The following is a 22554-nucleotide window of genomic DNA, read 5'->3' on the forward strand; positions in this document are numbered from 1 at the left end:
CATGATGGTTACCTCGAATTTCCTGCTCTGGGTCGTCTGCGCCCTTCTGACCGTCGCGGTGGTCGCCCTGGCGCGCCAGATCGGCGTGCTGCACGAGCGGATCGCCCCGATGGGCGCACTTGTGACCGATGGCGGGCCCAAGGTCGGGGCGGTGGCCCCGCGGCTGACCCTGACGGCGATGGATGGCGCGGTGGTCGAGATCGCGCCCGGCGAGATGGGCGCGCGCGCCGTCCTGCTGATGTTCGTCGCCTCGGACTGCCCGGTCTGCGCCAAGATCATCCCGATCGTGCGGGCCACGGCCCAGTCGGAGCGGCTGAAGCTGTTCTTCGTCGGCGACGACGGGGAAGCGGCGATCGGCAAGATGATCGCGCGCTACGGGCTGGAGCCGGCCTCGGTTATCAACAGCGCGGCGCCCGGCCTGGCGTTCCATGTCGGCAAGCTGCCCTACGGCGTGCTGCTGCGCCCGGATGGGACGATCGCGTCCAAGGGCCTGCTGAACACGCGCGAGCATGTCGAAAGCCTGGTGGTCGCGGACGAGACCGGCTTCGCCTCGGCACAGGATTACATTCGCTCCCTCCATCCCAGCCCGAACGCGGCCTGAGGGACGGCAGGGCAACACGACACCCGCGTCAGGGGGAGATCTTCACGATGGCACAGAAGTTTGATGGGCGGCTTTTTGAGGGCTGGAGCGAGAAGCTGACGCGGCGGCTGGCGTCGGGCACGTCGCGGCGGGGCGTACTGTCGCGCGTGGGGCTGGCGCTTGCCGCCGCGCCGGCCTTTCCCCTTCTGCCGATCGACCGGTCCAGGGCGCACGCCGCCACGACGCCCCGGCTGACGGAATTCCAGAAGAACGCCCAGGTAACCGACGATACGCGTTGCAATTACTGGCGGTACTGCGCCATCGACGGGTCGCTGTGCAGCTGTTGCGGCGGCGGGGTGCATAGCTGCCCGCCCGGCACGCAGCCTTCGCTGACCTCGTGGGTGGGCACCTGCTACAACCCGGCGGACAAGCGCAGCTACCTTATCGCCTATCGCGACTGCTGCGGCACGTCCTCGTGCCGCCAGTGCCATTGCGACAACACCGACGGGGCGCTGCCGACCTATCGCCCGCAGGCGAACAACGAGATCATCTGGTGTTTCGGCACGTCCAGCATGGCCTATCACTGCTCGACAGCCGCGCTGGTGGGCGTCGCGGAATGACGGCACCGTGGCGTGCGGTGAAACGTTTCCCGATCGCCGGCATGCTGGCCGGCCTGCTGTGCGTCGCGGCGTGCCCCGTGGCGCGCGCGGCCGACAACAGCGTTGTGGAACAGCGGGCGGTGACGTTCAACCACGCCCAGACCAATTACATGCTGCATTGCGGCGGATGCCACGGCACGCTGGGGCTGTCGCCGCCGCATTCGGTGCCGCTGCTGCGTGGGCAGGCGGGCTGGCTGGTCTGCGATCCGCAGGGGCGGGCCTATGTGGACGGGCTGCCCAATGTCACGCGGGCGTCGCTGTCGGATGCCGATCTGGCGGATGTGCTGAATTTCGTCATCTTCACGCTGGGGGCGTCACCGGGCAGCGCGCATGCCGCCCCGTTCACCGCGCGCGAGGTCAGCGCGATGCGCGCCGCCCCCGAATCGACGGTGCCGCTGCATCTGAGGCGCCAGCAGGCGGTGGAGCGCATCATCAAGGTTTGCGGCGCCCCGAAATCCCTGCTTGACTACAAGCCGATGTGATGACGATGCCCCCCCGTAACGATGCACAGGACATGGGTGGCGCCGCGTGGCGTGACGCCGTGCCGTTTTTCGCCTTTCTCGTGATCGGCGGATGCTGTTTCCTGCTGTACTGGGTGCTGGAGGGGCGTCGTGAGACGATCGACATTCCGCGATCGGTCCAGTGGGCACTGTTCGACGATTACGCGACCCTTTCCGGGCATGAGCCGGATGAGAAGGAAAGGCGCTCGATCATCAAGGGCTATGTCGCCGACGAGGTCCTGTTCCGGGAGTCGCTGCGGCGGCGGCTTTACCTGGCCGACGGCAATATCCGGCAGCGCATGATCGACCAGGTCCGCTTCATGGTCGGAGGCTCGCCCCCGGACCCGGCCGAGGCGCAGATGCGGGCCTATTACGCCGCCCATCCGAACCTCTATCGCGGAGAGCCCGAGATCAGCTTCCGCCACGTCTTCTTTCGCACCGCGCCGCAGGACCCCGTCTCCATCCTCATGGCGCTACGCCAGGGGCAGGAGGTGAAGGGCGATGATTTCTGGATGGGCCACGACCTGCCCGCCTATGGCGAATCAATGATTAGCAGCATGTTCGGACTCGATTTCCTGCATGCACTCCAGGGCGCGCCGACCGGGACCTGGACCGGCCCGATCCAATCGAGCCGGGGCTTTCATTTCGTGAAGGTCGAGGCCCGTACCCCCGCGACCCAGGCCCCCTACGACAAGGTGCGCGACGAGATCCGGGCCGACATGATATCCGAGGAACGCGATGCCGCGATCGCGGCCGAGGTCTCGCGTTTGAGAAGGGATTACGATGTCGTCGAACGATAGGACCTTGCGGCGGATGCGGCGCGCGGTCCGCGCGGTGCTGGCCGTGGTCGTCGCGTCCCTTGGCCTGCTGGCGTCGCAGGCCCGTGCCGATGTCTTCAATGCGGGCGATTTCAGCTTCACGCGCGGCGCCACCCCCGGCGCCTATGTGCTGACCGTGGACCTGCCGCAGAGCGTTGCCACGCCCGAGTCCCTGGGCCTGCCCAGGGGCTGTGTCACGACGGGACGCGAGGAGACGGGCGGCGGTGCGCGGGTGGCGATCGCGGTCGCCCTGCGCTGCGACCATTCGCTGACCCCCGAGGAGCGGATCGAAACACCCTGGCGTCTCGACGGGGCGACCTTCCAGAGCGCCCTGAGCGCCGACCATGCCCGCCACCCCGTGGAACTCGAGGCCGGGCGCGCGGTGCTGGCGGTGGCCCGGGGCATGCCGGTCGTGCGGTCCATGCCGGCGGTCGTGGCCTATTACGCCCAACTCGGCATCCTGCACATCCTGACGGGCTGGGACCATCTGACCTTCGTGCTGTGCCTGTGCATGCTGACGGGGGGGGCGCGGCTGCTGCTGCTGATTACGACGTTCACGATCGGCCATTCCATTTCGCTGGCGCTGTCCTTCCTGCACGTCATCAACGTGCCCGAGCCGCCCGTCGAGGCCGTGATCGCCCTGTCGATCATGTTCATGGCGCAGGAAGGCGTGCTTGCGCCCCGGCGCATGGCGGGGGGGCGCTTCCCGCTGGGGCGCTATGCCTTCGTCGTGGGCAGCTTCGGCCTTCTGCACGGGCTGGGCTTCGCCGACGCGCTGCGCGAGATCGGCGTCGCCCCGCCCGAGCGTCTTGCGGCGCTGGTCAGCTTCAACGTGGGGGTGGAAATCGGCCAGTTGATTTTCGTGGCGATCGTGACGCTGAGCCTGCTGCTTTTCCGGAGCCTGGGCGTGGCGCAGGCCGTGCGTGGCCTGGCGCTCTACGCGGCGGGGGCGATGGGCGCCTTCTGGATGATCGACAGGATCGCCGCGATGTTCGGGCTGGTGGCCGCGCTATGAGGCCCGATCTGCGGCAGGCGCGCCATGCGCTGGCACGGGGCGAGCCGCTTCAGGCCCGCCAGATCGCGGCCGCCGTCGCCGCGCGCGAACCGCGCTCGGCCGAGGCGCATTTCCTGATGGGGATCGGCGACGTCACGCTGGGCAATGTCGGTGGGGGGACGGTGCTGCTGCAGGCCGCGACCGAACTGGGCCGTTCCGCCGAATATTTCGCGCAGTTCGCCCGGTGCCTGCTGCTGCTGCGCCGGGACGGAGAGGCCGCGGTGGCGTTGCGCGAGGCCGAGGCGTGTCTGGCCGCGGGCGAGAAGGCGGATGCGCTGACGCGGGATACGCTGGGGTGCGCCTATGCGCGCCTGACCGAACACGAGGCGTCGATTCCGCATTTCGAGGCCGCCGTGCGGGCCGCGCCCGATGACATGCAGTTCCGCTACAATCATGCGGTGGCGCTGAGCTTCGTCGGGCGCGTCGCGGAGTCGGAACAGGCGTTCGAGGCGCTTCTGGCGCGCGCGCCCGGCCATGCGCGGGCGCATCACACGCTGGCCGGCCTGCGTCGCCAGACGGCCGAACGCAACCATGTGCCGCGCCTGCGCGCCGCGCAGGCGGCCGCCCGGGAGCCGGAGGCGCGGCTGCTGCTGGGCTATGCCCTGTCGAAGGAACTGGAGGATCTGGGCGAGACCGACGAATCCTTCCGCTGGCTGTGGGACGCCAATGCGGCGCATCGCCGCACATTGCCCTACAGCTTTGCACGCGATGCCGAGGTTTTCGACGCGATGGAGGCCAACTGGCCGGTCTGCGCGGCCGCCCCGGTGACCGATCCGCCGCAGGATGCGCCGATCTTCGTGATCGGCATGCCGCGCACGGGCACCACCCTGGTCGACCGGATCCTGTCGTCGCATCCCGACGTGGTGGGCGCGGGCGAGCTTCAGGCCTTTCCCATCGCGGTCAAGCAGGCGTCGCGCACCCGCAGCCGCACGGTGCTCGACCCCGAGACCATCATGCAGGCGGCGGGGAAGGACCAGGGGGTGATCGGGCGGGCCTACATGCAGCGCGCCCTGGCGCATGTGCCGCAGGACGGCCGCCGGTTCAGCGACAAGTTCCCCGGCAATTTCCTCTATGCCGGCATGATCGCCCGTGCATTGCCGCAGGCGCGGATCGTGTGCCTGAGGCGCCATCCGATGGACACGGTGCTGAGCAATTTCAAGAATCTCTTTGCGACGACCTCGCGCTATTACGATTACAGCTACAGCATCGAGGACATTGCGGAATATTACGTGCGCTTCGACCGGCTGATGCGCTTCTGGCAGCGGGCGGTTCCAGGCCGGGTGCTCGAAGTGCAGTACGAGGACATCGTCGCGGACCAGGAAGGGGTGACGCGGCGCCTGCTGGCGCATTGCGGGCTGGACTGGGCGGACGCCTGCCTTGCCTTCCACACCAACGCGTCGCCGGTCTCGACCCCCAGCGCGGCGCAGGTGCGTCGCCCGATCTATCGCGACGCGCTGGCCCGCTGGAGGCGGCATGCGGCCGCGCTGGAACCGGCGCGCCGCATCCTTGAACGGCACGGCATCGCCATCGACTGACGCGCTTCACGTCGGCGGGAAGGGCGACATCTACGCCAGATTGCGTATGGCCAATCCAACGCGGATACGGGACGAATGGCGCCATGTCAGAAGGAATGGACGACATGACGGACCCGACCATGCGCTTTACCCGCCGCGACTTCGCCCGCTTCAGTCTTGCGGCATCGGCGGCGATGCTCGGCGGAAGCCGGACGCTGCGCGCGGCGCCTCCGTCAGGCGAACCCATCCGCATCGGGGTCCTGCATTCGCTGTCCGGCACGATGGCGATCAGCGAGACGACGCTGAAGGACGTGATCCTGATGCTGGTCGAGCTTCAGAACCGGAAGGGCGGCGTGCTGGGCCGGCCGCTGGAGGCGGTGGTCGTCGATCCGGCCTCGAACTGGCCGCTCTTTGCCGAAAAGGCGCGGCAGCTTCTGGCCGTGGACAAGGTGTCCGCCGCCTTCGGCTGCTGGACCAGCGTGTCGCGCAAGGCCGTGCTTCCGGTCTTCGAGGAACTGGACGGCATCCTGTTCTATCCCGTTCAGTACGAGGGGCAGGAATGCAGCCGCAATGTCTTCTACATGGGGGCGGCGCCGAACCAGCAGGCCATTCCGGCGGTCGATTACCTGCTGAGCGAGGATGGCGGCGGCGCGAAACGCTTTGCGCTGGTCGGCACGGATTATGTCTATCCGCGCACCACCAACCAGATCCTGCAAAGCTACCTGAAGCAGAAGGGCATCGGCGATGCCGATGTCATGGTCAATTACACGCCGTTCGGCCAGTCCGACTGGCAGACCATCGTCTCGCAGATCAAGGCCTTCGGCTCGGCCGGCCGGAAAACCGCCGTGGTTTCCACCATCAACGGCGACGCCAACGTTCCGTTCTACAAGGAACTGGCGGCGCAGGGCATTTCCGCGACGGACATTCCCGTCATGGCGTTCAGCGTCGGCGAGGAAGAGCTTGCGGGCATGGACACGAAGCCCCTGGTGGGACAGCTTGCCGCCTGGAACTATTTCGAGAGCATCGACACGCCGGCGAACCAGGCCTTCATCCGGGAATGGCACGGGTTCACGAAAAATCCAAAGCGTACCACCAACGATCCGATGGAGGCGCATTATATCGGCTTCAACCTATGGGTTCAGGCCGTGACCAAAGCCGGCACCACCGACCATGACAAGGTGATCGAGACCATGGTGGGGCTGAAGCAGCCCAACCTGACGGGCGGCGTCGCCGAGGTCCTGCCCAACCATCACATCACCAAGCCGGTCTATATCGGCGAGATCCAGGAAGACGGCCAGTTCAACGTCGTCTGGCAGACCCCCCGCGAGATACCGGGCCAGGCGTGGTCGCCCTTCGTGCCGGAGACGCGGAACCTGATCGGCGACTGGCGCGCGCCGATCCGCTGCGGCAATTACGACACGGTGAAGAAGGCCTGCCTCGGCACGCGGCATGTCTGACCGACGGCGCCGGATTGCGCTGCTGGCGCTGCTGGGCGTGGCCCTGGCGGGCGCCCCGGCCCCTTCGCGCGCCCAGACCGTCGATGCGGCACCCCCCGTCGCGGCGGCGGCCGACCCCTATGCCGGACTGACCTCCCCGCATTTCGAGGCGATCGCGGCGGCGGTGGGCCGGCTGGGGACCGAGGGCGCGCCGCAGGCGCAGGCCGTTCTGCGCGCGCTGTCGGCGCATCATCTTTTCGTGGCGGAGGACGGCGGCCTGTACGTCCGCGAGGGTGAAAGCTGGACCGATGCCCGGACCGGCGCCCCCGTGACGTCCGCGCCGGCCGGGGTAAGGGCGGTGCGCGAGAACAACCGGGTGCGCGGCGCGCTGGCCCAGGCCATGGCCGGGCAGGCGCTTCTGGCCGGCGATGCGGCCGCGCGCCGCGATGCCGCAGCGCGGCTGGCCGACCATCCTGACCCCGCCATGCTGCCGGTGGTCGATCGCGCGCTGGCGACGCCGCATGAGGCGGGGCTCGAGGCGCCGCTGCGGCGGGCGCGGGCGGCGATGCTGCTCAGCCCTGGGGCGCCTGCGACCGGGGAGCAGGCGCAGAGCGCGGCCGTGCGCGTCCTGCGTGACGCCGGCGGGCTGGACGCGCGCGCGGTGCTGGCGCGTTTCGCCGCGGACGAGACCGCGCCGGCAGAGGCGCGACAGGCGGCGCAGAGCGCGATCGTGACGATCGACCGGCGCATCCGCCTGTGGAGCCTGGCGCAGCAGGTGTTCTACGGCCTCAGCCTCGGCTCGGTCCTGCTTCTGGCGGCGATGGGGCTTGCGATCACGTTCGGCGTCATGGGCATCATCAACATGGCGCACGGCGAGCTGGTGATGCTGGGGGCGTACACCACCTACCTGACCCAGAAGACGCTAATGGCGGTCGCGCCGGGACTGGCGGCCTTCAGCCTGCCGCTGGCGGTTCCGGCGGCGTTCCTTGTCTGCGGCGCGGCCGGCATGCTGATCGAGCGCGGGCTGATCCGTTTTCTCTATGGCCGCCCGCTCGAGACGCTTCTGGCGACGTGGGGGCTGTCGCTGGTCCTCCAGCAGGCGGTGCGCTCGCTGTTCGGGCCGACGAACGTCGCGGTGGCGACGCCAGGCTGGCTTGCGGGGTCGTTCCAGCTTGGCGGGCTGACGGTCACCCTCGACCGGTTCGCGATCATGCTGTTCGCCGGGGCGGTCATGGGGGCGGTATTCCTTGTGCTGCGCCGCACGGCGCTGGGCCTGCAGATGCGCGCCGTGACGCAGAACCGGCGCATGGCGGCGCTGATGGGCATCCGCACCGCGCGCGTGGACGCGCTGACCTTCGGGCTGGGCTCGGGCGTCGCGGGTCTTGCGGGGGTCGCGGTCAGCCAGATCGACAATGTCAGCCCCAATCTGGGGCAGGGTTATATCATCGACAGCTTCCTGGTCGTCGTGTTCGGCGGCGTGGGGAATCTGTGGGGCACGCTGGCGGCCGCGATGACGCTGGGCGTGGGGGGCAAGGCGCTGGAGCCGCTGGTGGGCGCGGTGTCGGGCAAGATCCTGCTGCTGGTCCTGGTCATCCTGTTCATCCAGCGTCATCCGCGCGGCATGTTCCCGCTGCGGGGTCGGGGGGTGGAATCATGACCGGCGAGTTCGCCTTCCGGGGTGTGGTCCGCACCGCCGCCGCCGTGCTCGTCGTCGCGGCCCTGCTGGCGCTGGGCAGCCTGCTGCCCGCGTCGAACCCGCTGAGCGTCTCGCCCTTCGTCGTGACGCTGGCCGGCAAATATCTTGCCTATGCGATGCTGGCGCTGGCGGTGGATCTGGTCTGGGGCTTCGTGGGCATCCTCACACTCGGCCATGCGGCGTTCTTCGCGCTGGGCGGCTATGCCATGGGCATGTACCTGGTGCGCGAGATCGGGGCGCGGGGGGTATATGGCAACCCCGACCTGCCGGATTTCATGGTGTTCCTGTCCTGGAAATCGCTGCCGTGGTACTGGTGGGGGTCGGACCATGTCCTCGTGGCGGCGGTGCTGGTCCTGGCCGTGCCGGGCGCGCTGGCCGCATTGTTCGGCTGGCTGGCCTTTCGCTCGCGCGTGGGGGGGGTCTATCTGTCGATCATCACCCAGGCCCTGACCTATGCGCTGATGCTGGCCTTTTTCCAGAACGGGCTGGGCTTCGGCGGCAATAACGGCCTGACCGATTTCAAGGACGTCCTGGGCTTCGACCTGCACCAGCCGGGAACGCGCGCGGGGCTGCTGATAATCAGCGCGCTGGTGCTGGCGGGGGCGATGCTGGCGACCCGCGCGCTGGTCGGCGGTCGCTTCGGGCGCCTGCTGATCGCGGTGCGCGATGCCCAGAGCCGCACGCGCTTCCTGGGCTATCGTCCCGACCAGGTGAAGCTGCTGGTCTGGGTGGCCTCGGCCCTGATCGCGGCCGTGGGCGGCGCGCTGTACGTGCTTCAGGTCGGCATCATCAATCCGGGCGAGTTCGCGCCCGCCAACTCGATCGAATCCGTGATCTGGGTGGCGGTGGGCGGGCGCGGCACGCTGTCGGGCGCGGTGATCGGCGCGGTGCTGGTCAATCTGGGCAAGACGCTGTTCACCGCGTGGCTGCCCGAACTGTGGCTCTATGGCCTTGGCGCGCTGTTTATCGCGACGACGCTGTTCCTGCCTCAGGGGCTGGTGGGGCTGGGGCGCCATATTAACCGCCGGCGCGACGAGGTGACGCCCGAAGTCACCCGCCCGGCAGGAGACGCGGCATGAGTGGCGAAGCCCTTCTGGAACTGCGCGGGGTTTCGGTCACCTTCGATGGCTTCCGGGCGATCAACGACCTGTCGCTCAGCCTGCGGCAGGGCGAGATGCGCGCCATCGTCGGGCCCAACGGCGCGGGCAAGACGACGATGATGGACATCATCACCGGCAAGACGCGCCCCGACACCGGTGTCGTCCGGTTCGCCGGCCATGATCTGACGAAGCGCGACGAGGCCGCGATCGCGCGGCTGGGCATCGGCCGCAAGTTCCAGAAGCCGACCGTCTTCGAGGCGCTGTCGGTGCGCGACAACCTGCTGCTCTCGCTCAAGGGGCTGCGTTCGCCGTTTGCGCTGTTGCTGGCGCGCGAGACGGCGGAGGAGGCAGGGCGCATCGACGCGCTGCTTGGCATCACGCGGCTTGCCCCGCATGCGCGCGTGCAGGCGGGGGGGCTCAGCCACGGGCAGAAGCAGTGGCTGGAGATCGGGATGCTGCTGGGGCAGGAGCCGCAGCTTCTGCTGGTGGACGAGCCGGTGGCCGGCATGACCGATGCCGAGACGATGGCGACGGCGGACCTGCTGCGGGACATCAACCGCACGCGCAGCGTCGTGGTGGTCGAACATGACATGGAATTCGTGCGCGCGCTGGGCGTCGGCGTGACGGTGCTGCACGAGGGGTCGGTCCTGGCCGAGGGGGCGCTCGAGGCCGTGAGCGCCGACCCGCGCGTGATCGACGTCTATCTGGGGCGGTGAGGGACATCGGCATGCTCAGGGTCGAGGATATCCGCCTTCATTACGGTGCGGCGATCGCGCTGCGGGGGGTCTCGCTGGAGGCGCATCCGGGGGCCGTCACGTGCCTGCTGGGCCGCAACGGCGTGGGCAAGACCAGCGTCCTGCGCGCGGTCACGGGCATGCACGCCGTCTCGTCGGGCCGCATCCTGTGGGAGGGGGAGGACATCACGACCCTGCCCGCCTACGAGCGGGCGCGACGCGGCATCGCCACCGTGCCGCAGGGCCGCGACATCTTTCCGCTGCTGACCGTGCGGGAGAATCTCGAGACGGGCTTCGGTCTGCTTCCGCGCGGACAGCGCAAGGTGCCCGACGCGATTTTCGAGACGTTCCCGGTGCTGGCGCAGATGCTCAACCGGCGCGGGGGCGATCTTTCGGGCGGGCAGCAGCAGCAGCTCGCCATCGCCCGCGCGCTGGTCATCCGGCCCCGCCTGCTGGTGCTGGACGAGCCGACGGAAGGCATCCAGCCCAGCATCATCAAGGATATCGGCGCCGTCATCGCCCTGCTGCGGCAGCGGGGCGACATGGCGATTTTGCTGGTGGAGCAATATTTCGACTTCGCCTATGCGCTGGCCCAGTCCGTCGTCGTGCTCGATCGCGGGCAGGTGGTGGCGTCCGGCGCGGTCGATACGCTGGATGCCGACACCATCCGGGCCCATGTCGCCATCTGACGGACCGGGCTGCCTGACGCGCCGCCGCCTGCTGGCCGGCGGCGGCCTGGTGCTGGCCTTTGCCGCCGCGCCACGGGCGCGGGCGGACAGTCTGGCGCGGCCGGACGTCGGCCCGGTGGCGCTGGGCGGCTTCGTCCGGATTGGCGTGGACGACACGATTTCCCTCGTCGTGCCGAATATCGAGATGGGTCAGGGCATCTACACCGCCGAGGCGATGCTGATCGCCGAGGAACTCGAAGTCACGCTGGAGCAGGTGCGGGTCGTGACCGCCCTGCCGCAGGATCTGCCGGCCGCGCCGCCGGAGCTGCTGCGGAGCTTGTCGACCGGGGGGTCGAAATCGATCCGCAAGGGGTGGCGTTCGTTGCGCGAGGCCGGGGCGGCGGCGCGACTGATGCTGCTGACTGCCGCGGCCGGGCGCTGGGGCGTGCCGGTGGAGGCGTTGCGCGCGCAGGCCGGTGTCGTGTCCTGCCCGTCGCGGGGATTGGAAGCACGCTACGGCGCCCTGGCGGAGGCCGCCGGCGCGCTGCCGGTGCCGACGGCCGTGCCGCTGCGCGCGCGGGCGGCGTGGCGGTTGATCGGCCGGCCCGTCCCGCGTCTGGACGTGCCGGACAAGACGACGGGGCGGGCGATGTTCGGCATCGACCTGCAGGTGCCCGACATGGGCTACGGCGCCGTGACGGCCTGTCCGGTGCCGGGCGGCACGCTGGCGCGGATGAACGAGGCGGCCGCCCGCGCCGTGCCGGGCGTGACGGATGTCGTCAGCATCGGAACCGCCGTCTGCGTGGTCGCCCGGCGGTACTGGGCCGCGCAAAAGGGGCTGGCGGCCCTCGATCCGCAATGGGACGGCGGGGCGAACGCCCATCTGTCGTCGGCCGACCTCATGCAGGCCCTGCGCCAGGGCGCGGCAGGGGGCACGGCGGTCATCGCACGGGATGCCGAGGGGATCGACGCGGCGCTGTCAGGGGGCGTGAAGCGGGTCGAGGCGGTGTATGAGCTGCCCTTCCTGGCGCATGCCGCCATGGAGCCGATCAACGTGACACTCCATCTGCGCGCCGACGGCTGCGACGTCTGGGCGGGCACGCAGGTGCCGACGCGCGCGCGTCAGGTGGTGGCCCAGCTGGCCGGCCTGCCGCCCGAGCGGGTCGCCATCCACAACCAGATGATCGGGGGCGGCTTCGGGCGGAGGCTGGCCACGGATTCGATCGAACAGGCCGTCCGCTTCGCGCGGCATCTGTCACGGCCGGTCAAATTCATCTGGAGCCGCGAGGAGGACATCCGCCAGGATCGTTTCCGCCCGGCCTATTGCGACCGGATGGCGGCGTCGCTGGGGGCGGATGGCCTGCCGCGCGCCTGGGTCCATCACGTCACGGGCGCGTCGGTGGTCGACCGGTTCATGCCCGGCGGCCTTCCGGCGGGGCAGCTCGACCATGACGCCGTCGCGGGCGCAGTGGACACGCCCTACGACCTCGGGCGCATGCGGGTGATGTGGACGCGGGTCGATCCGCCGGTCGAAATCGGCTGGTGGCGGGGCGTGGGGCCGGCGCACAATGCCTATGTGGTCGAGAGTTTCATCGACGAACTGGCCGAGGCCGCGGGGGTGGATCCCGTCGAGTACCGGCGGCGTCTGCTGGGGAAAAATCCCCGGTCGCGCGCCGTCCTCGACCGCGTGGCGCATGAGGCCGGATGGGGCGGTCCGCTCCCGCCCGGAACAGGGCGGGGCGTCTCGCTGCACAATGCGTTCGGGTCCTGTTGTGCCGCGATCGTGGAGGTTTCGGCCACGCTGGAGGGGGCGTTGCGGATCGTGCGGGCCACGGTCGCGGTCGATTGCGGTGTCGTGGTCAATCCGGACACGGTGCGCGCGCAGATTCAGGGCGGGTTGCTCTTCGGGTTTTCGGCGGCGCTCTATGGCGAGATCACGTTTGCGAACGGACGTGTCGAGCAGAGCAATTTTCATGATTACCGTGTGATGCAGATCAATGAGTGTCCGGCCATCGCGATCTCGATCATCCCCAGCGACGAACCGCCGGGCGGCATTGGCGAGGTCGGCACGGTGTCGGCCTTTCCCGCCCTGGGCAACGCGATTTACGCCGCAACAGGGCAACGGCGGCGGCGTTATCCGTTCGCGAAGCCCGCGGCCTGACCGTCGAGGGCTGCGCGTCGCGCCGGGGCGCATGAAGACCCTGGCTGCAGGAAGATGGGGAACCTCCGCCGCCGGTTGAGCCGTTATGCCCGATGCCGTCCCCAGCCGGGAGGCGGGGTGTATCGTTTCTTCCAGGGAGACGCATGTGACGCAGCAGCCCGGTCCGGCCGACGCCAGGGGAGGCGGGCAATTCTGGCGGGCACGCAACTTCATGCTCTTTTTCGTGGCCACCAGCGCCTCGACCCTGGGATCGGCCATGGTGTCGGTCGCATTGACGTTCGCCGTGCTGTCGCATGGACATTCGGCGATGATCCTGGGGGTGGTCCTTGCCGCGCAGGCCGCCCCGGTGGTGGTGCTGATGGTTCCGGCGGGGGCGGTCGCGGACCTGTGGCCACGGCGTTCGCTGATGGTGGGGGCGGATCTGCTTCGCTGTGCGAGCCAGGGGCTGACGGCGGTGCTGATGGCGGGCGCCCATCCCTCGGTCGCCGCCCTGGTGGCCCTGGTCGCGCTTGTCGGGATCGGCAATGCCTTCTACGGCCCCGCGGAAAGCGGCCTGATTCCCGTGCTGGCGCGGCCGGAGGATCTGCGTCGGGTCAATAGCCTGCTGAGTCTCTCCGGTTCGATCACCGCGATATTGGGGCCGTCCCTGGGCGGCATGCTGGTGGCCGTCGGAAGCGCCCCGATCGCCATCGGCTGTGATGCGCTGACCTATGCCGTCAGCGCCACCTGCCTGTCGTTCATGCGTACCATGCGCCCGACCCGGCGGGCCGCGACGCCCTTTCATACCCACCTCCTGACCGGCTGGCGCGAATTCCATCGGCGGCGTTGGCTGATCCTGATGACGGCGCAGTATGGGATCCTGAATCTGGCGGCGTTCGCGCCGTTCCTGATCCTGGGCCCGGTCTCGCTGGCCGGCACGCCACATGGCGCCCGCTCGTGGGGCATCATTTCCTCCGCCGTCGGCATCGGCGGCATTGTCGGCGGGGTCATCATCCTGTTCTGGCGGGCCTCCCGCCCGCTGATCCTGTACGAACTGGCTGCCTCCGCGCTGATCGTTCCGCTGTTCCTGCTGGCCCGGCAGGCGCCTGTTCCCGTCGTGGCCCTGGGGGGGATCGCCTTTGGCGCCGGGATGGTGATCCTGAACCTTGTGGCGCAGACCACGATCCAGAGGCAGGTGCCCGAGGAGGCCCTGTCGCGGATCAACGCCCTGTTCGGCCTGGTCGCGCAGGGGCTGACGCCGCTCAGCTACGCCATGTGCGGCTTCCTGGCCCGGAGCGTGGGCACGAAGCCCGTGTTGGTGGCGGGCTGCGTCGTGGTCGGCGCCAGTGTCGTGGTTCTGCTGATGTGCCGGGAAACCTGGCAGTTGAGGGATGTGCCCGCCTGATGGGATGCCCCCGGCCGGCGATGGACCGATGGGCGTTGCACTGGGCAACCGGTGGCGGGTGAGGGCGTTCATCGCCCTATCCGAAAAGTGGAGGTGCCGGAGGGAGACGTCGAACGATGGTGGCTTCGGAAATTCTGATCCTGCGCCATGCGGAAAAGCCCGACAAGGACAAGCAGGAGACCGGACTTTCCCCGCAGGGAATGCCCGATGACCGCGCCCTGAGTGCGCGGGGGTGGCAGCGCGCCGGGGCGCTGGCCGTGCTCCTGGGCCAGGACGGGCGGGTTCGGTCGGATCTGCCCAGCCCCAGGAAAATCTACGCATCCGCCTGCCGCGAAGGGGGAGGGCGCAGCAATCGTCCCGAGCAGACGGTATCGCCGCTCGCGGCACGGCTGTCCCTGGGGGTGAGGCTGGACTGGAGCCTGAATACGGAAAGGCCATTGGCCGAGGAGTTGCTGCGTCATGAGGGCGCGCAACTGGTTTGCTGGCAACATGAAGGGTTGCCGACGCTGGTCCGTGCCATTGTGGCCCCGCGTGTTCTCTCCGAGATTCCAGAGGGCTGGACCTGGCCGAAGGCGCGTTTCGACGTGATCTGGCGTCTGCGCCGGCAGACCGCCACGGGAGAGTGGCGGTTCGCCCAGTACTGCCAGGGGTTGCTGCCGGGCGATGGGGAAAGTCCGTTGGACTTGCGGCTCTGAGGGCTGTTCGGCCCTCACCGCCAGGCGGCGAGGACGAGATCGGCCGGGGCCGTTTCGATCTGCTGACCATATCGCGTATGATAGACGTGCATCGACGCCTTGTGGGCGGCATCTGACGAACTGCACAGCGCGTCGGTGACGACGATGGTTCGATAGCCGCGATCAATCGCGCCCAGAACGGTCGCGAGTACGCAGACATCGGTCTCGCCGCCGGTGATGATGAGCGTATCGGTTCCGCGCGTTCGCAGCCGGGCGTGGAGGGCACCGTCCATCCACGGTGAGTAGACATGTTTGTCGAACACGTCCGCCGGAGGCACGAAACGCGCAAGTTCCGGCATCAGCTCGATCATGTCCGCACCGAGCCTTTCGATCGTCATGGAAGCCCAGTGCCGGTAATAGCGGCGCCACGTTCCCTGCCCCTCGCCGGGGTGCGCGGCGGGGATGAAACGGGTGAAAATGGTCTGGGCCGGCGCGTGCGCGACGATCCGTGCCGCGGTCAGACAGATACGGTCCATCCAGGGCGTGTGCCAGTCCGTCTTTTCCGCGAACAGGCGTTGCATGTCGACGCACAGGTGGATGCAATGTTCGCCAAGGGGACCGTAGCGGATTGCGGTTGACATCGCGCCTCCGGAAATTGCCTCAGAGCACGTCGTGGCCGATAACGAATGCCAGCGTGGAATCACACAGTACGCACCATCCGGCTAAAGTAGCTTGTCCAGCGTTATCGGCAGGTCGCGGATGCGCCGGCCCGTGGCGTTGTAGATGGCATTGGCGACCGCCGCGCCGACGCCGGTGATGCCGATTTCCCCGATGCCGTGCGCGCCGAGCGGCGCGCGGGGATCGGGGCTGTCGGTCCAGATCACGTCGATCTCGGGCACGTCCAGATGGACGGGCATGTGATATTCCGCAAGGCTGGCGTTGATGATGCGGCCCGTGCGCTCGTCAAACAGCGTCTCCTCGGTCAGCGCGAGGCCGAGCCCCATGATGATGCCGCCGCGAAACTGGCTGGCGGCGGTGCGCGGGTTGAGGATGCGGCCCGTGTCGAACGAACCCAGGAAGCGGCTCACCCGCGTTTCGCCCGTCACCGTGCTGACCCGGACCTCGCAGAACTGCGCGCCGTAGGAATGCATCGCGTATTTCTGGACCTCGAGAGGCATCGGCGCTTCGGCCTCGGCCGAGACTTCCTCGCGGTTCGCACGCGACAGGATGGACACATAGCTTTCGAAACGGTCGGGGATGGTCCTGTGACCCAGGCCGCCGTCGCGGGCCTCGACATCGCCCGCTCTCAGCCCGGCCAGCGGCGAGTCGTTGCCGACGAGCTTCAGCAGCGCGGAAACCAGCTTCTCGCTCGCGGCGGTCACCGTGGCGGCGATGGACGCCGTCTGCGACGAACCGCCCGCGATGGTGCCCGGCGGCAGCGCCGTGTCGCCATAGGCGAAGGTGACATGGTCGATGGGCAGGCCGAGCCGGTCGGCCGTGGCCTGTACCTGCACGGTGGCGGTGCCCATGCCCATCTCGTGACTCGCCATCGCCACACAGGCGTGACCGGCACGCGTCAGCGTGATCCGCGCGGTGCCGCCGGGCATGCGGTAATAGGGATAGGTCGCGGTGGCGACGCCCATGCCGACCAGCCATTCGCCCTCGCGGCGCGCGCGCGGCGTGGGGCTGCGCGCAGACCAGCCGAACCGTTCGGCGCCCCGCGCATAGGCGTCGAGCAGATGACGCGCGGAAAAGGAATGGCCCGAGGTCGGGTCCTTCACGGGTTCGATCCGGCGCCGCAGGTCGATCGGGTCCAGCCCCATGTCGGCTGCCAGCTCGTCGATCGCGGATTCCAGCGCGAACGTGCCGACGGATTCCCCCGGCGCGCGCATGAAGGTGTTGGCGACCATATCGATGTCCGCCACCTTCTGCTCCAGTTTGAAGCTGCCGGCGGCGTAGAGGTGCCGGGCAGGGAAGCTGAACTGTTCGGGGCAGTTGTTATAGGCCGTCATCGCGGCGGTGCCGGTGTGGATCAGCGCCGAAAGCGTGCCGTCGGCCCGGGCGCCCAGCGCCACGCGCTGCCGCGTCGTGGTGCGGCCGCCGGAGACGCGGAACACGCCCTCGCGCGACAGGGCGATCCGGACCGGCCGGCCCGAAAGCCGGGATGCGGCGATGGCCAGGATCTGGTGATTCCACAGCGCCTTGCCGCCGAAGCCGCCGCCCACGAACGGGGAGAGGATGCGGACCTGCTCTTCTTTCAATCCGAAGATACCCGCGAGGGTCCAGCGCGTGCCGTTGAGCATCTGGGTCGCGTCGTGGACGACCAGCCGCCCGTCCGCCTCCCACCACACGGTCGCGGCATGGGGTTCGATCGCGGCGTGGCTGTAGCGGGGGGTATGGTAGGTCCGGTCGATCTTGTGCGCCGCTTCGGCCAATGCCGCCTCGGCGTTCCCGATTTCGATCACTGCCGGTTCGCCGAGCACGTTGTCCGGACGATGCGCGTGGGTGGCGGCATGCTCGAACGATGTGCTGGCCGTTTCCCGGGTGTATGTGACGTGCACCAGCGTGGCGGCGTGATCCGCCTGTTCCTGGGTTTCGGCCAGGATCACCGCTACGGGTTCGCCGTTCCAGTGAATGGCGTCGTCCTGCATGACCGGCAGGCTGCTTGCGCCCGCCGCGCGCGGATCGGACAGGAAGACGGCGGGTGGCGCCATGCGCGGCGCGTTGCGATAGGTCATGACCAGCACGACGCCGGGCGCCGTCTGCGCCGCGTCCGTATCGAGGGTCGCGATATGGCCGCGCGCGATCGTGGAAAAGACGAGCGCCGCATAGGTCATGTTTCCGGCCGGTATTTCGGCGGCAAAGGGCGCCTCGCCCCTGACCTTGCGCGGCCCATCGACGCGCGGCACGGAACTGCCGATCGCGCCGTGCCTGCCGATCAGCGGGTCGGGTGTGCCGCCGGGCAGCCAGCGTTCCGGCGCGAGGCCGATGGCGGTCTGCATGACTTTTTGGGCTGCGTCGCGGATCGTGGTCATGCGGCCTCTCCCGCCAGGTCGTTCAGCACGGCGACCATCGTCCGCCTGGCCAGTTCGACCTTGAACCCATTGTCGCGCAGGGGCGCGGCGTCCGCGAGTTCGGCCTCCGCCGCCGCGCGGAAGACTGCTTCATCCGCCGGCCTGCCGCGCAACACGGCCTCGGCGGCGAACGCCCGCCATGGCTTGTGCGCGACACCGCCCAGCGCCAGGCGTACGTCGCGGACCATGCCGTCTGCGGACCGGTCGAGTACTGCTGCAACCGACACCAGCGCGAAAGCGTAGCTGGCCCGGTCGCGCACCTTGCGATAGGTCGAGCGCACCGCGCAGGGCAGCGGAGGCAGTTCGACTGCGGTAATCAGTTCGCCCGGTTCCAGCAGCGTCTCGACCTCGGGCCGTCCGGCGGGCAGGCGGTGCAGATCGACCAGCGGCAAGGTGCGTGCGCCTGTCGCGTTTCCCAGGTGGACAACCGCGCCCAGGGCGGCGAGGGCCACGCACATGTCGGACGGATGGGTGGCGACACAGGCGGGGGAGGCGCCCAGGATCGCATGGGTGCGGTTGAAACCGTCGATCGCATCGCAGCCCGCCCCCGGCGTCCGCTTGTTGCATCGCGCGGCGTCGTCGTAGAAGTAGGGGCAGCGCGTCCGCTGGAGGATATTGCCGCCCACCGTCGCCATGTTGCGGATCTGCCCGCTGGCGCCGGAAAGAATGGCGCGCGCCAGAACGGGATAGCGTTCCCGGACCGCGCGATGCTCGGCCACGGCGGTGTTGCGGACCGCCGCCCCGATCATCAGGCCGCCATCGTCCCGCTCTTCGATCGTGCGGGAAAGACCCGTCACGTCGACGAGGCTGTCGGGCTGTTCGATCGTCTCGCGCATCAGGTCGACAAGATTGGTGCCGCCGCCAAGATATTTCGCCCCTGCGCCCATGCCCAGGCGGGTCGCGGTGGCGGCATCGCCCGCGCGGGCGTAGCTGAAGGGGGTCATTCCGCCGCCTCCGCCGTGTAGATTTCGGTAATCGCGTCGATGATGCCGTTATGCGCGCCGCAGCGGCACAGATTACCGCTCATCCGCTCGCGCAGTTCGTCGCGGCTGGGTGAAATCGTTCCGGCGGCAAGGTCGGCGGTGACGGCGCTGGGCACCCCGCGCGCGATTTCAGCCGCCATCCCGATCGCCGAACAGAGCTGTCCCGGCGTGCAATAGCCGCACTGGAAGCCGTCATGGTCGATGAAGGCCTGTTGCAACGGATGGAGCGCGCCGCCGTGGGCCAGTCCTTCCACCGTGCTGATGGAGCGGCCCTCATACTGCACGGCCAGCGCCATGCAGGACAGGATGCGCTCGCCATCGGCCAGCACGGTGCAGGCGCCGCAGGCCCCCTGGTCGCAGCCCTTCTTGGTGCCATGGAGTTCGAGGTGCTCGCGCAGCAGGTCCAGCAGCGAGGTGCGCGGATCCAGTGCGACCTCCGTGCCCTGTCCGTTGATGGTGATGAGCATGATGCCTCCATCCGGAAAGCTGCCGCGATTTTAAAGGGCCGTGGCTGCTCCGGCCATCTGAATCGATGTCACGATCGCGCGTCGTCGCAGGGGGCCTGGCCTGGGAACGCCTGGCGGTCCCCTTCGTATAGGGGTCACGCTGAATTGCTGAATTGCGGAATGGGAGATCGACCATGAACGTCAGCGAATTCGTCTGGCATCGTCTCCACGAATGGGGTCTGAGGCGCGTCTACGGTTACCCCGGCGACGGTGTCGGCGGTCTGGATGTCGCCCTTCAGAAGGCGCTGAAGACGGGGACCGAATATGTGCAGGTGCGTCATGAGGAAATGGCGGCCTTCATGGCCGCCGCCCATGCCAAATTCACCGGCGAGGTCGGATTATGCTATGCCACGTCGGGACCGGGCGCGATCCATCTGCTGAATGGCCTGTATGATGCAAAGCTGGATCATGTGGGTGTCGTCGCCATTGTCGGGCAACAGGCGCGTTCGGCCCTCGGCGCCCGGTATCAGCAGGAAGTCGACCTGCAGTTCCTGTTCAAGGACGTCGCCTCCGACTTCGTCGCCACGGCCTCGGTGCCCTCCCAGGTCCGGCATCTGATCGACCGGGCGGTCCGGATCGCGGCGGCCCGGCGGGCACCCACCTGTGTGATTATTCCGAACGACCTTCAGGAACTGCCCTATACCGACCCCCCGATGGCGCATGGCCATACCCATACCGGCATCGGCTATCCCACTGAAAGCAAGGTGCCGGACGGCGAGGGGCTGCGACGGGCCGCCGGCGTGCTGAATGCGGGCAAGCGGGTCGCCATCCTGGCCGGCGCCGGCGCGCTGAACGCGACGGACGAACTTCTGGCTGTCGCCGACAGGCTGGGCGCCGGCATCGCCAAGGCGCTGCTGGGCAAGGCCGCCGTGCCCGATGACCTGCCCTTCGTCACCGGTTCGATCGGGCTGCTGGGCACCGAACCGTCGTGGGACATGATGAAGCAGTGCGACACGCTGCTGATGGTGGGCTCGTGTTTTCCCTATAGCGAATTCCTGCCTGCCCCAGGGACTGCGCGCGGCGTGCAGATCGACATCAACGGCGCCAACCTGTCGCTGCGCTATCCGATGGAGGTCAGTCTGGTCGGGGAGTCCATGGAAACCCTCCGCGCGCTGCTGCCGTTGCTGGCCCACAAGGACGACAGATCATGGCGCACGAAAATCGAAATGAATGTCGCGTCATGGTGGAAGACGCTTGAAGCACGCGCCATGCAGGCGGCGCGGCCGCTCAATCCCCAGCGCGTTTTCTGGGAACTGTCCTCTCGCCTGCCGGACCATGCGATCGTGACCTGCGATTCAGGCTCGGTCGCCAACTGGTACGCGCGCGATCTCAGGATGCGGCGGGGCATGAAAGGGTCGCTGTCCGGGGGACTTGCCTCGATGGGCGCGGGCACGCCCTACGCGGTGGCCGCGAAGATGGCCTATCCGGATCGGACGGTGATTGCGTGCATGGGCGACGGGGCCATGCAGATGAACGGCCTGAATGAGATGATTACCATTTCCAAATACTGGAGACAGTGGGAAAATCCGCGCCTGATCGTCCTGGTCCTGAACAATCAGGATCTCAGTCAGGTCACGTGGGAAGAGCGTATACAGGGGGGTGCAGGCAAGACCGAGGCAACCCAGAGCATTCCGGATTTTCCATACCATAAATATGCGGAGCTGATCGGCCTGAGAGGCATCCATGTGGATGACCCGGCGAAGATCGGCGCCGCGTGGGATGCGGCCTTGTCGGCCGACCGGCCGGTGATCCTGGAAGCCCGGACGGACCCCAACGTGCCTCCTCTGCCGCCGCATATCACGCTGCAGCAGGCGAAGGCCTTTCTGTCCATGCTGCCCGAGGAACCAGAGCGGGGCAGCGTGCTGAAAAACACCGCCCGCCAGATCATGGCCTCCCTGCTGCCTGCCAGAAAAGACTGACAGGGCGGCGTCACGATCCGAAACGGCGACGAGATTGTCGCCTCCGTTGCGCCGAAATGCTGCGCGACCGCCGCGCGGCCATCGGCCAGAGAAACCACAGGCCTGGTAGCACCACCGCCGTGGCTGCCGCCGCCGCCACGCCGGCACTGCGGGCGTTGGCGATGCGCGCCGCCACCACGTAGCTGTCCCCCGCCAGGCCGAGGGCCAGGGGCAACAGCGCCAAGGTCGTGAGGCCACCGCCGACGCGCAGGAACCGTTCGCTGTCCTCGCCCGCCCAGACGATGCGATGGAGTGCCGCCGGCGTGATGAGCAGGATCACGGCCATCGCCACGCAGAACAGCGCCCCGCCGTGCGCCAGACGCGACAGGGCGGGCAGCTTCTCGAACGCGGCGGTCAGAACCATCGCGAGCTGGAACCCCAGCAGCGCCTGCGCGCCCGGCAGGATTACGCGTGCTTCCGTCAGCATCTGTTCGACCCGCGCGTGCAGCGGTGCGACCGCGCGCCGGTCCTGCTGCGCGCGTGCCTTGTGACGCTCGGCGGCGCCGGTATGCTGCTTCATTATCATGCCCGCCCCGTACCAACCGGCCAGGGCCAGCGCGGTCAGGCCCGCGCCGGCCGCCCCGCCCGCCCAGATGTCGCCACCCAGCATATGTTCCGTGGCGATCGCCATATCGAGGCCGAAGGCGGCGGCGAACGGCAACAGCGCCGCGGCGGCCAGACGACCGATCAGGATGTGGATGCGCCCTGTGCTGCGCCCCCGCTCCGCGATGCGATGATAGGCCGACGGCGCGATCAGCAAGCCGATGGTGAGCAGCATCAGGCCCAGGGCCATGGCCGCCATGACGCGCGCATGCCGGGGCAGGGTGTCGAACCGGTCCTGAAAGGTGGCCTGGTACTGAAAGCCGAGCAGGATCTGCGCCCCCAGGATCAGGGTGCGCGACTCATCCAGCGCCGTCTTTACCCGGTCATGCCATGCCATTTCCGATCCTCGGCGGCTCTGTCGGGAACAGCCGTGCGGCCCGCCGGTTCCCTCGTCCGACCAGCCCCCCTCCGTTAGTGCGCCAAGGGGGTATGGCTGCCGTGGTCCTGCCAAA

20 protein-coding genes are annotated in these 22554 nt (G+C 68.6%); 15 read left to right on the top strand and 5 right to left on the bottom strand.

Going from position 1 to position 22554, the window contains the following annotated elements:
- The first annotated feature begins 1 nt into the window (after position 1).
- The 14 genes from HLH21_RS04770 (at position 2) to HLH21_RS04835 (ending at position 14999) form a co-directional block, all read left to right on the top strand.
- The gene (locus HLH21_RS04770) at positions 2–601 is read left to right on the top strand and encodes a thioredoxin domain-containing protein (protein WP_182941845.1); all 600 of its coding nucleotides are present in this window, start codon (positions 2–4) and stop codon (positions 599–601) included.
- A 47-nt stretch (positions 602–648) separates the two neighbouring features.
- The gene (gene mauA / locus HLH21_RS04775) at positions 649–1200 is read left to right on the top strand and encodes a methylamine dehydrogenase (amicyanin) small subunit (RefSeq protein ID WP_182941847.1); all 552 of its coding nucleotides are present in this window, start codon (positions 649–651) and stop codon (positions 1198–1200) included.
- Between the two features lie 17 nt (positions 1201–1217).
- On the top strand, positions 1218–1721 hold the full coding sequence (locus HLH21_RS04780) for a cytochrome c family protein (protein WP_182941849.1): 504 nt from the start codon (positions 1218–1220) through the stop codon (positions 1719–1721).
- The gene (locus HLH21_RS04785) at positions 1721–2539 is read left to right on the top strand and encodes a peptidyl-prolyl cis-trans isomerase (protein ID WP_182941851.1); all 819 of its coding nucleotides are present in this window, start codon (positions 1721–1723) and stop codon (positions 2537–2539) included. The genes HLH21_RS04780 and HLH21_RS04785 overlap by 1 nt, the downstream gene beginning before the upstream one ends.
- On the top strand, positions 2523–3572 hold the full coding sequence (locus HLH21_RS04790) for a HupE/UreJ family protein (RefSeq protein ID WP_182941853.1): 1050 nt from the start codon (positions 2523–2525) through the stop codon (positions 3570–3572). The genes HLH21_RS04785 and HLH21_RS04790 overlap by 17 nt, the downstream gene beginning before the upstream one ends.
- Positions 3569–5146: a tetratricopeptide repeat-containing sulfotransferase family protein gene (locus HLH21_RS04795; protein WP_182941854.1), complete on the top strand. Its 1578-nt coding sequence runs from the start codon at positions 3569–3571 to the stop codon at positions 5144–5146. The genes HLH21_RS04790 and HLH21_RS04795 overlap by 4 nt, the downstream gene beginning before the upstream one ends.
- A gap of 104 nt (positions 5147–5250) precedes the next feature.
- Complete coding sequence (gene urtA, locus HLH21_RS04800; protein ID WP_182941856.1) at positions 5251–6582, top strand: urea ABC transporter substrate-binding protein; 1332 nt, start codon at positions 5251–5253, stop codon at positions 6580–6582.
- Entirely contained in the window at positions 6575–8218 is a 1644-nt protein-coding gene (urtB, locus tag HLH21_RS04805) for an urea ABC transporter permease subunit UrtB (RefSeq protein WP_182941858.1), read from the top strand. The genes urtA and urtB overlap by 8 nt, the downstream gene beginning before the upstream one ends.
- Positions 8215–9336, top strand: coding sequence for an urea ABC transporter permease subunit UrtC (gene urtC / locus HLH21_RS04810; protein ID WP_182941860.1), 1122 nt, complete (start codon positions 8215–8217; stop codon positions 9334–9336). Before urtB ends, urtC begins: the two co-directional genes overlap by 4 nt.
- The gene (gene urtD, locus HLH21_RS04815) at positions 9333–10073 is read left to right on the top strand and encodes an urea ABC transporter ATP-binding protein UrtD (protein ID WP_182941862.1); all 741 of its coding nucleotides are present in this window, start codon (positions 9333–9335) and stop codon (positions 10071–10073) included. Before urtC ends, urtD begins: the two co-directional genes overlap by 4 nt.
- 11 nt (positions 10074–10084) lie before the next feature.
- Positions 10085–10780: an urea ABC transporter ATP-binding subunit UrtE gene (gene urtE / locus HLH21_RS04820; protein WP_182941864.1), complete on the top strand. Its 696-nt coding sequence runs from the start codon at positions 10085–10087 to the stop codon at positions 10778–10780.
- Complete coding sequence (locus tag HLH21_RS04825; protein ID WP_246379239.1) at positions 10767–12920, top strand: xanthine dehydrogenase family protein molybdopterin-binding subunit; 2154 nt, start codon at positions 10767–10769, stop codon at positions 12918–12920. Before urtE ends, HLH21_RS04825 begins: the two co-directional genes overlap by 14 nt.
- A gap of 145 nt (positions 12921–13065) precedes the next feature.
- Positions 13066–14304: an MFS transporter gene (locus HLH21_RS04830; protein ID WP_264811562.1), complete on the top strand. Its 1239-nt coding sequence runs from the start codon at positions 13066–13068 to the stop codon at positions 14302–14304.
- Between the two features lie 116 nt (positions 14305–14420).
- On the top strand, positions 14421–14999 hold the full coding sequence (locus tag HLH21_RS04835; RefSeq protein ID WP_182941868.1) for a hypothetical protein: 579 nt from the start codon (positions 14421–14423) through the stop codon (positions 14997–14999).
- Between the two features lie 14 nt (positions 15000–15013).
- Here the strand turns inward: HLH21_RS04835 and HLH21_RS04840 are convergent, their stop codons facing one another.
- The 4 genes from HLH21_RS04840 to HLH21_RS04855 all read right to left on the bottom strand — a co-directional run bounded on the left by HLH21_RS04840 (position 15014) and on the right by HLH21_RS04855 (position 19502).
- Complete coding sequence (locus HLH21_RS04840) at positions 15014–15619, bottom strand: cysteine hydrolase family protein (protein WP_182941870.1); 606 nt, start codon at positions 15617–15619, stop codon at positions 15014–15016.
- An 81-nt stretch (positions 15620–15700) separates the two neighbouring features.
- Entirely contained in the window at positions 15701–18013 is a 2313-nt protein-coding gene (locus HLH21_RS04845; RefSeq protein WP_182941872.1) for a xanthine dehydrogenase family protein molybdopterin-binding subunit, read from the bottom strand.
- Positions 18010–18996: an FAD binding domain-containing protein gene (locus HLH21_RS04850; RefSeq protein WP_182941874.1), complete on the bottom strand. Its 987-nt coding sequence runs from the start codon at positions 18994–18996 to the stop codon at positions 18010–18012. The genes HLH21_RS04845 and HLH21_RS04850 overlap by 4 nt, the downstream gene beginning before the upstream one ends.
- Positions 18993–19502, bottom strand: a complete 510-nt coding sequence (locus HLH21_RS04855) for a 2Fe-2S iron-sulfur cluster-binding protein (protein ID WP_182941876.1) — start codon at positions 19500–19502, stop codon at positions 18993–18995. The genes HLH21_RS04850 and HLH21_RS04855 overlap by 4 nt, the downstream gene beginning before the upstream one ends.
- Positions 19503–19675: 173 nt before the next feature.
- Between HLH21_RS04855 and HLH21_RS04860 the strand changes: the two genes are divergently transcribed.
- On the top strand, positions 19676–21460 hold the full coding sequence (locus HLH21_RS04860) for a thiamine pyrophosphate-requiring protein (RefSeq protein ID WP_182941878.1): 1785 nt from the start codon (positions 19676–19678) through the stop codon (positions 21458–21460).
- A 10-nt stretch (positions 21461–21470) separates the two neighbouring features.
- On the opposite strand, the gene HLH21_RS04865 is transcribed toward HLH21_RS04860, so the two are convergent.
- Positions 21471–22439 (bottom strand): DUF6328 family protein, encoded by a 969-nt coding sequence (locus tag HLH21_RS04865; protein ID WP_182941880.1) that lies wholly within the window; start codon positions 22437–22439, stop codon positions 21471–21473.
- Positions 22440–22554 lie beyond the last annotated feature (115 nt).

It is taken from the genome of Gluconacetobacter johannae, from assembly GCF_014174305.1.
Taxonomy (GTDB): Bacteria; Pseudomonadota; Alphaproteobacteria; order Acetobacterales; family Acetobacteraceae; genus Gluconacetobacter; species Gluconacetobacter johannae.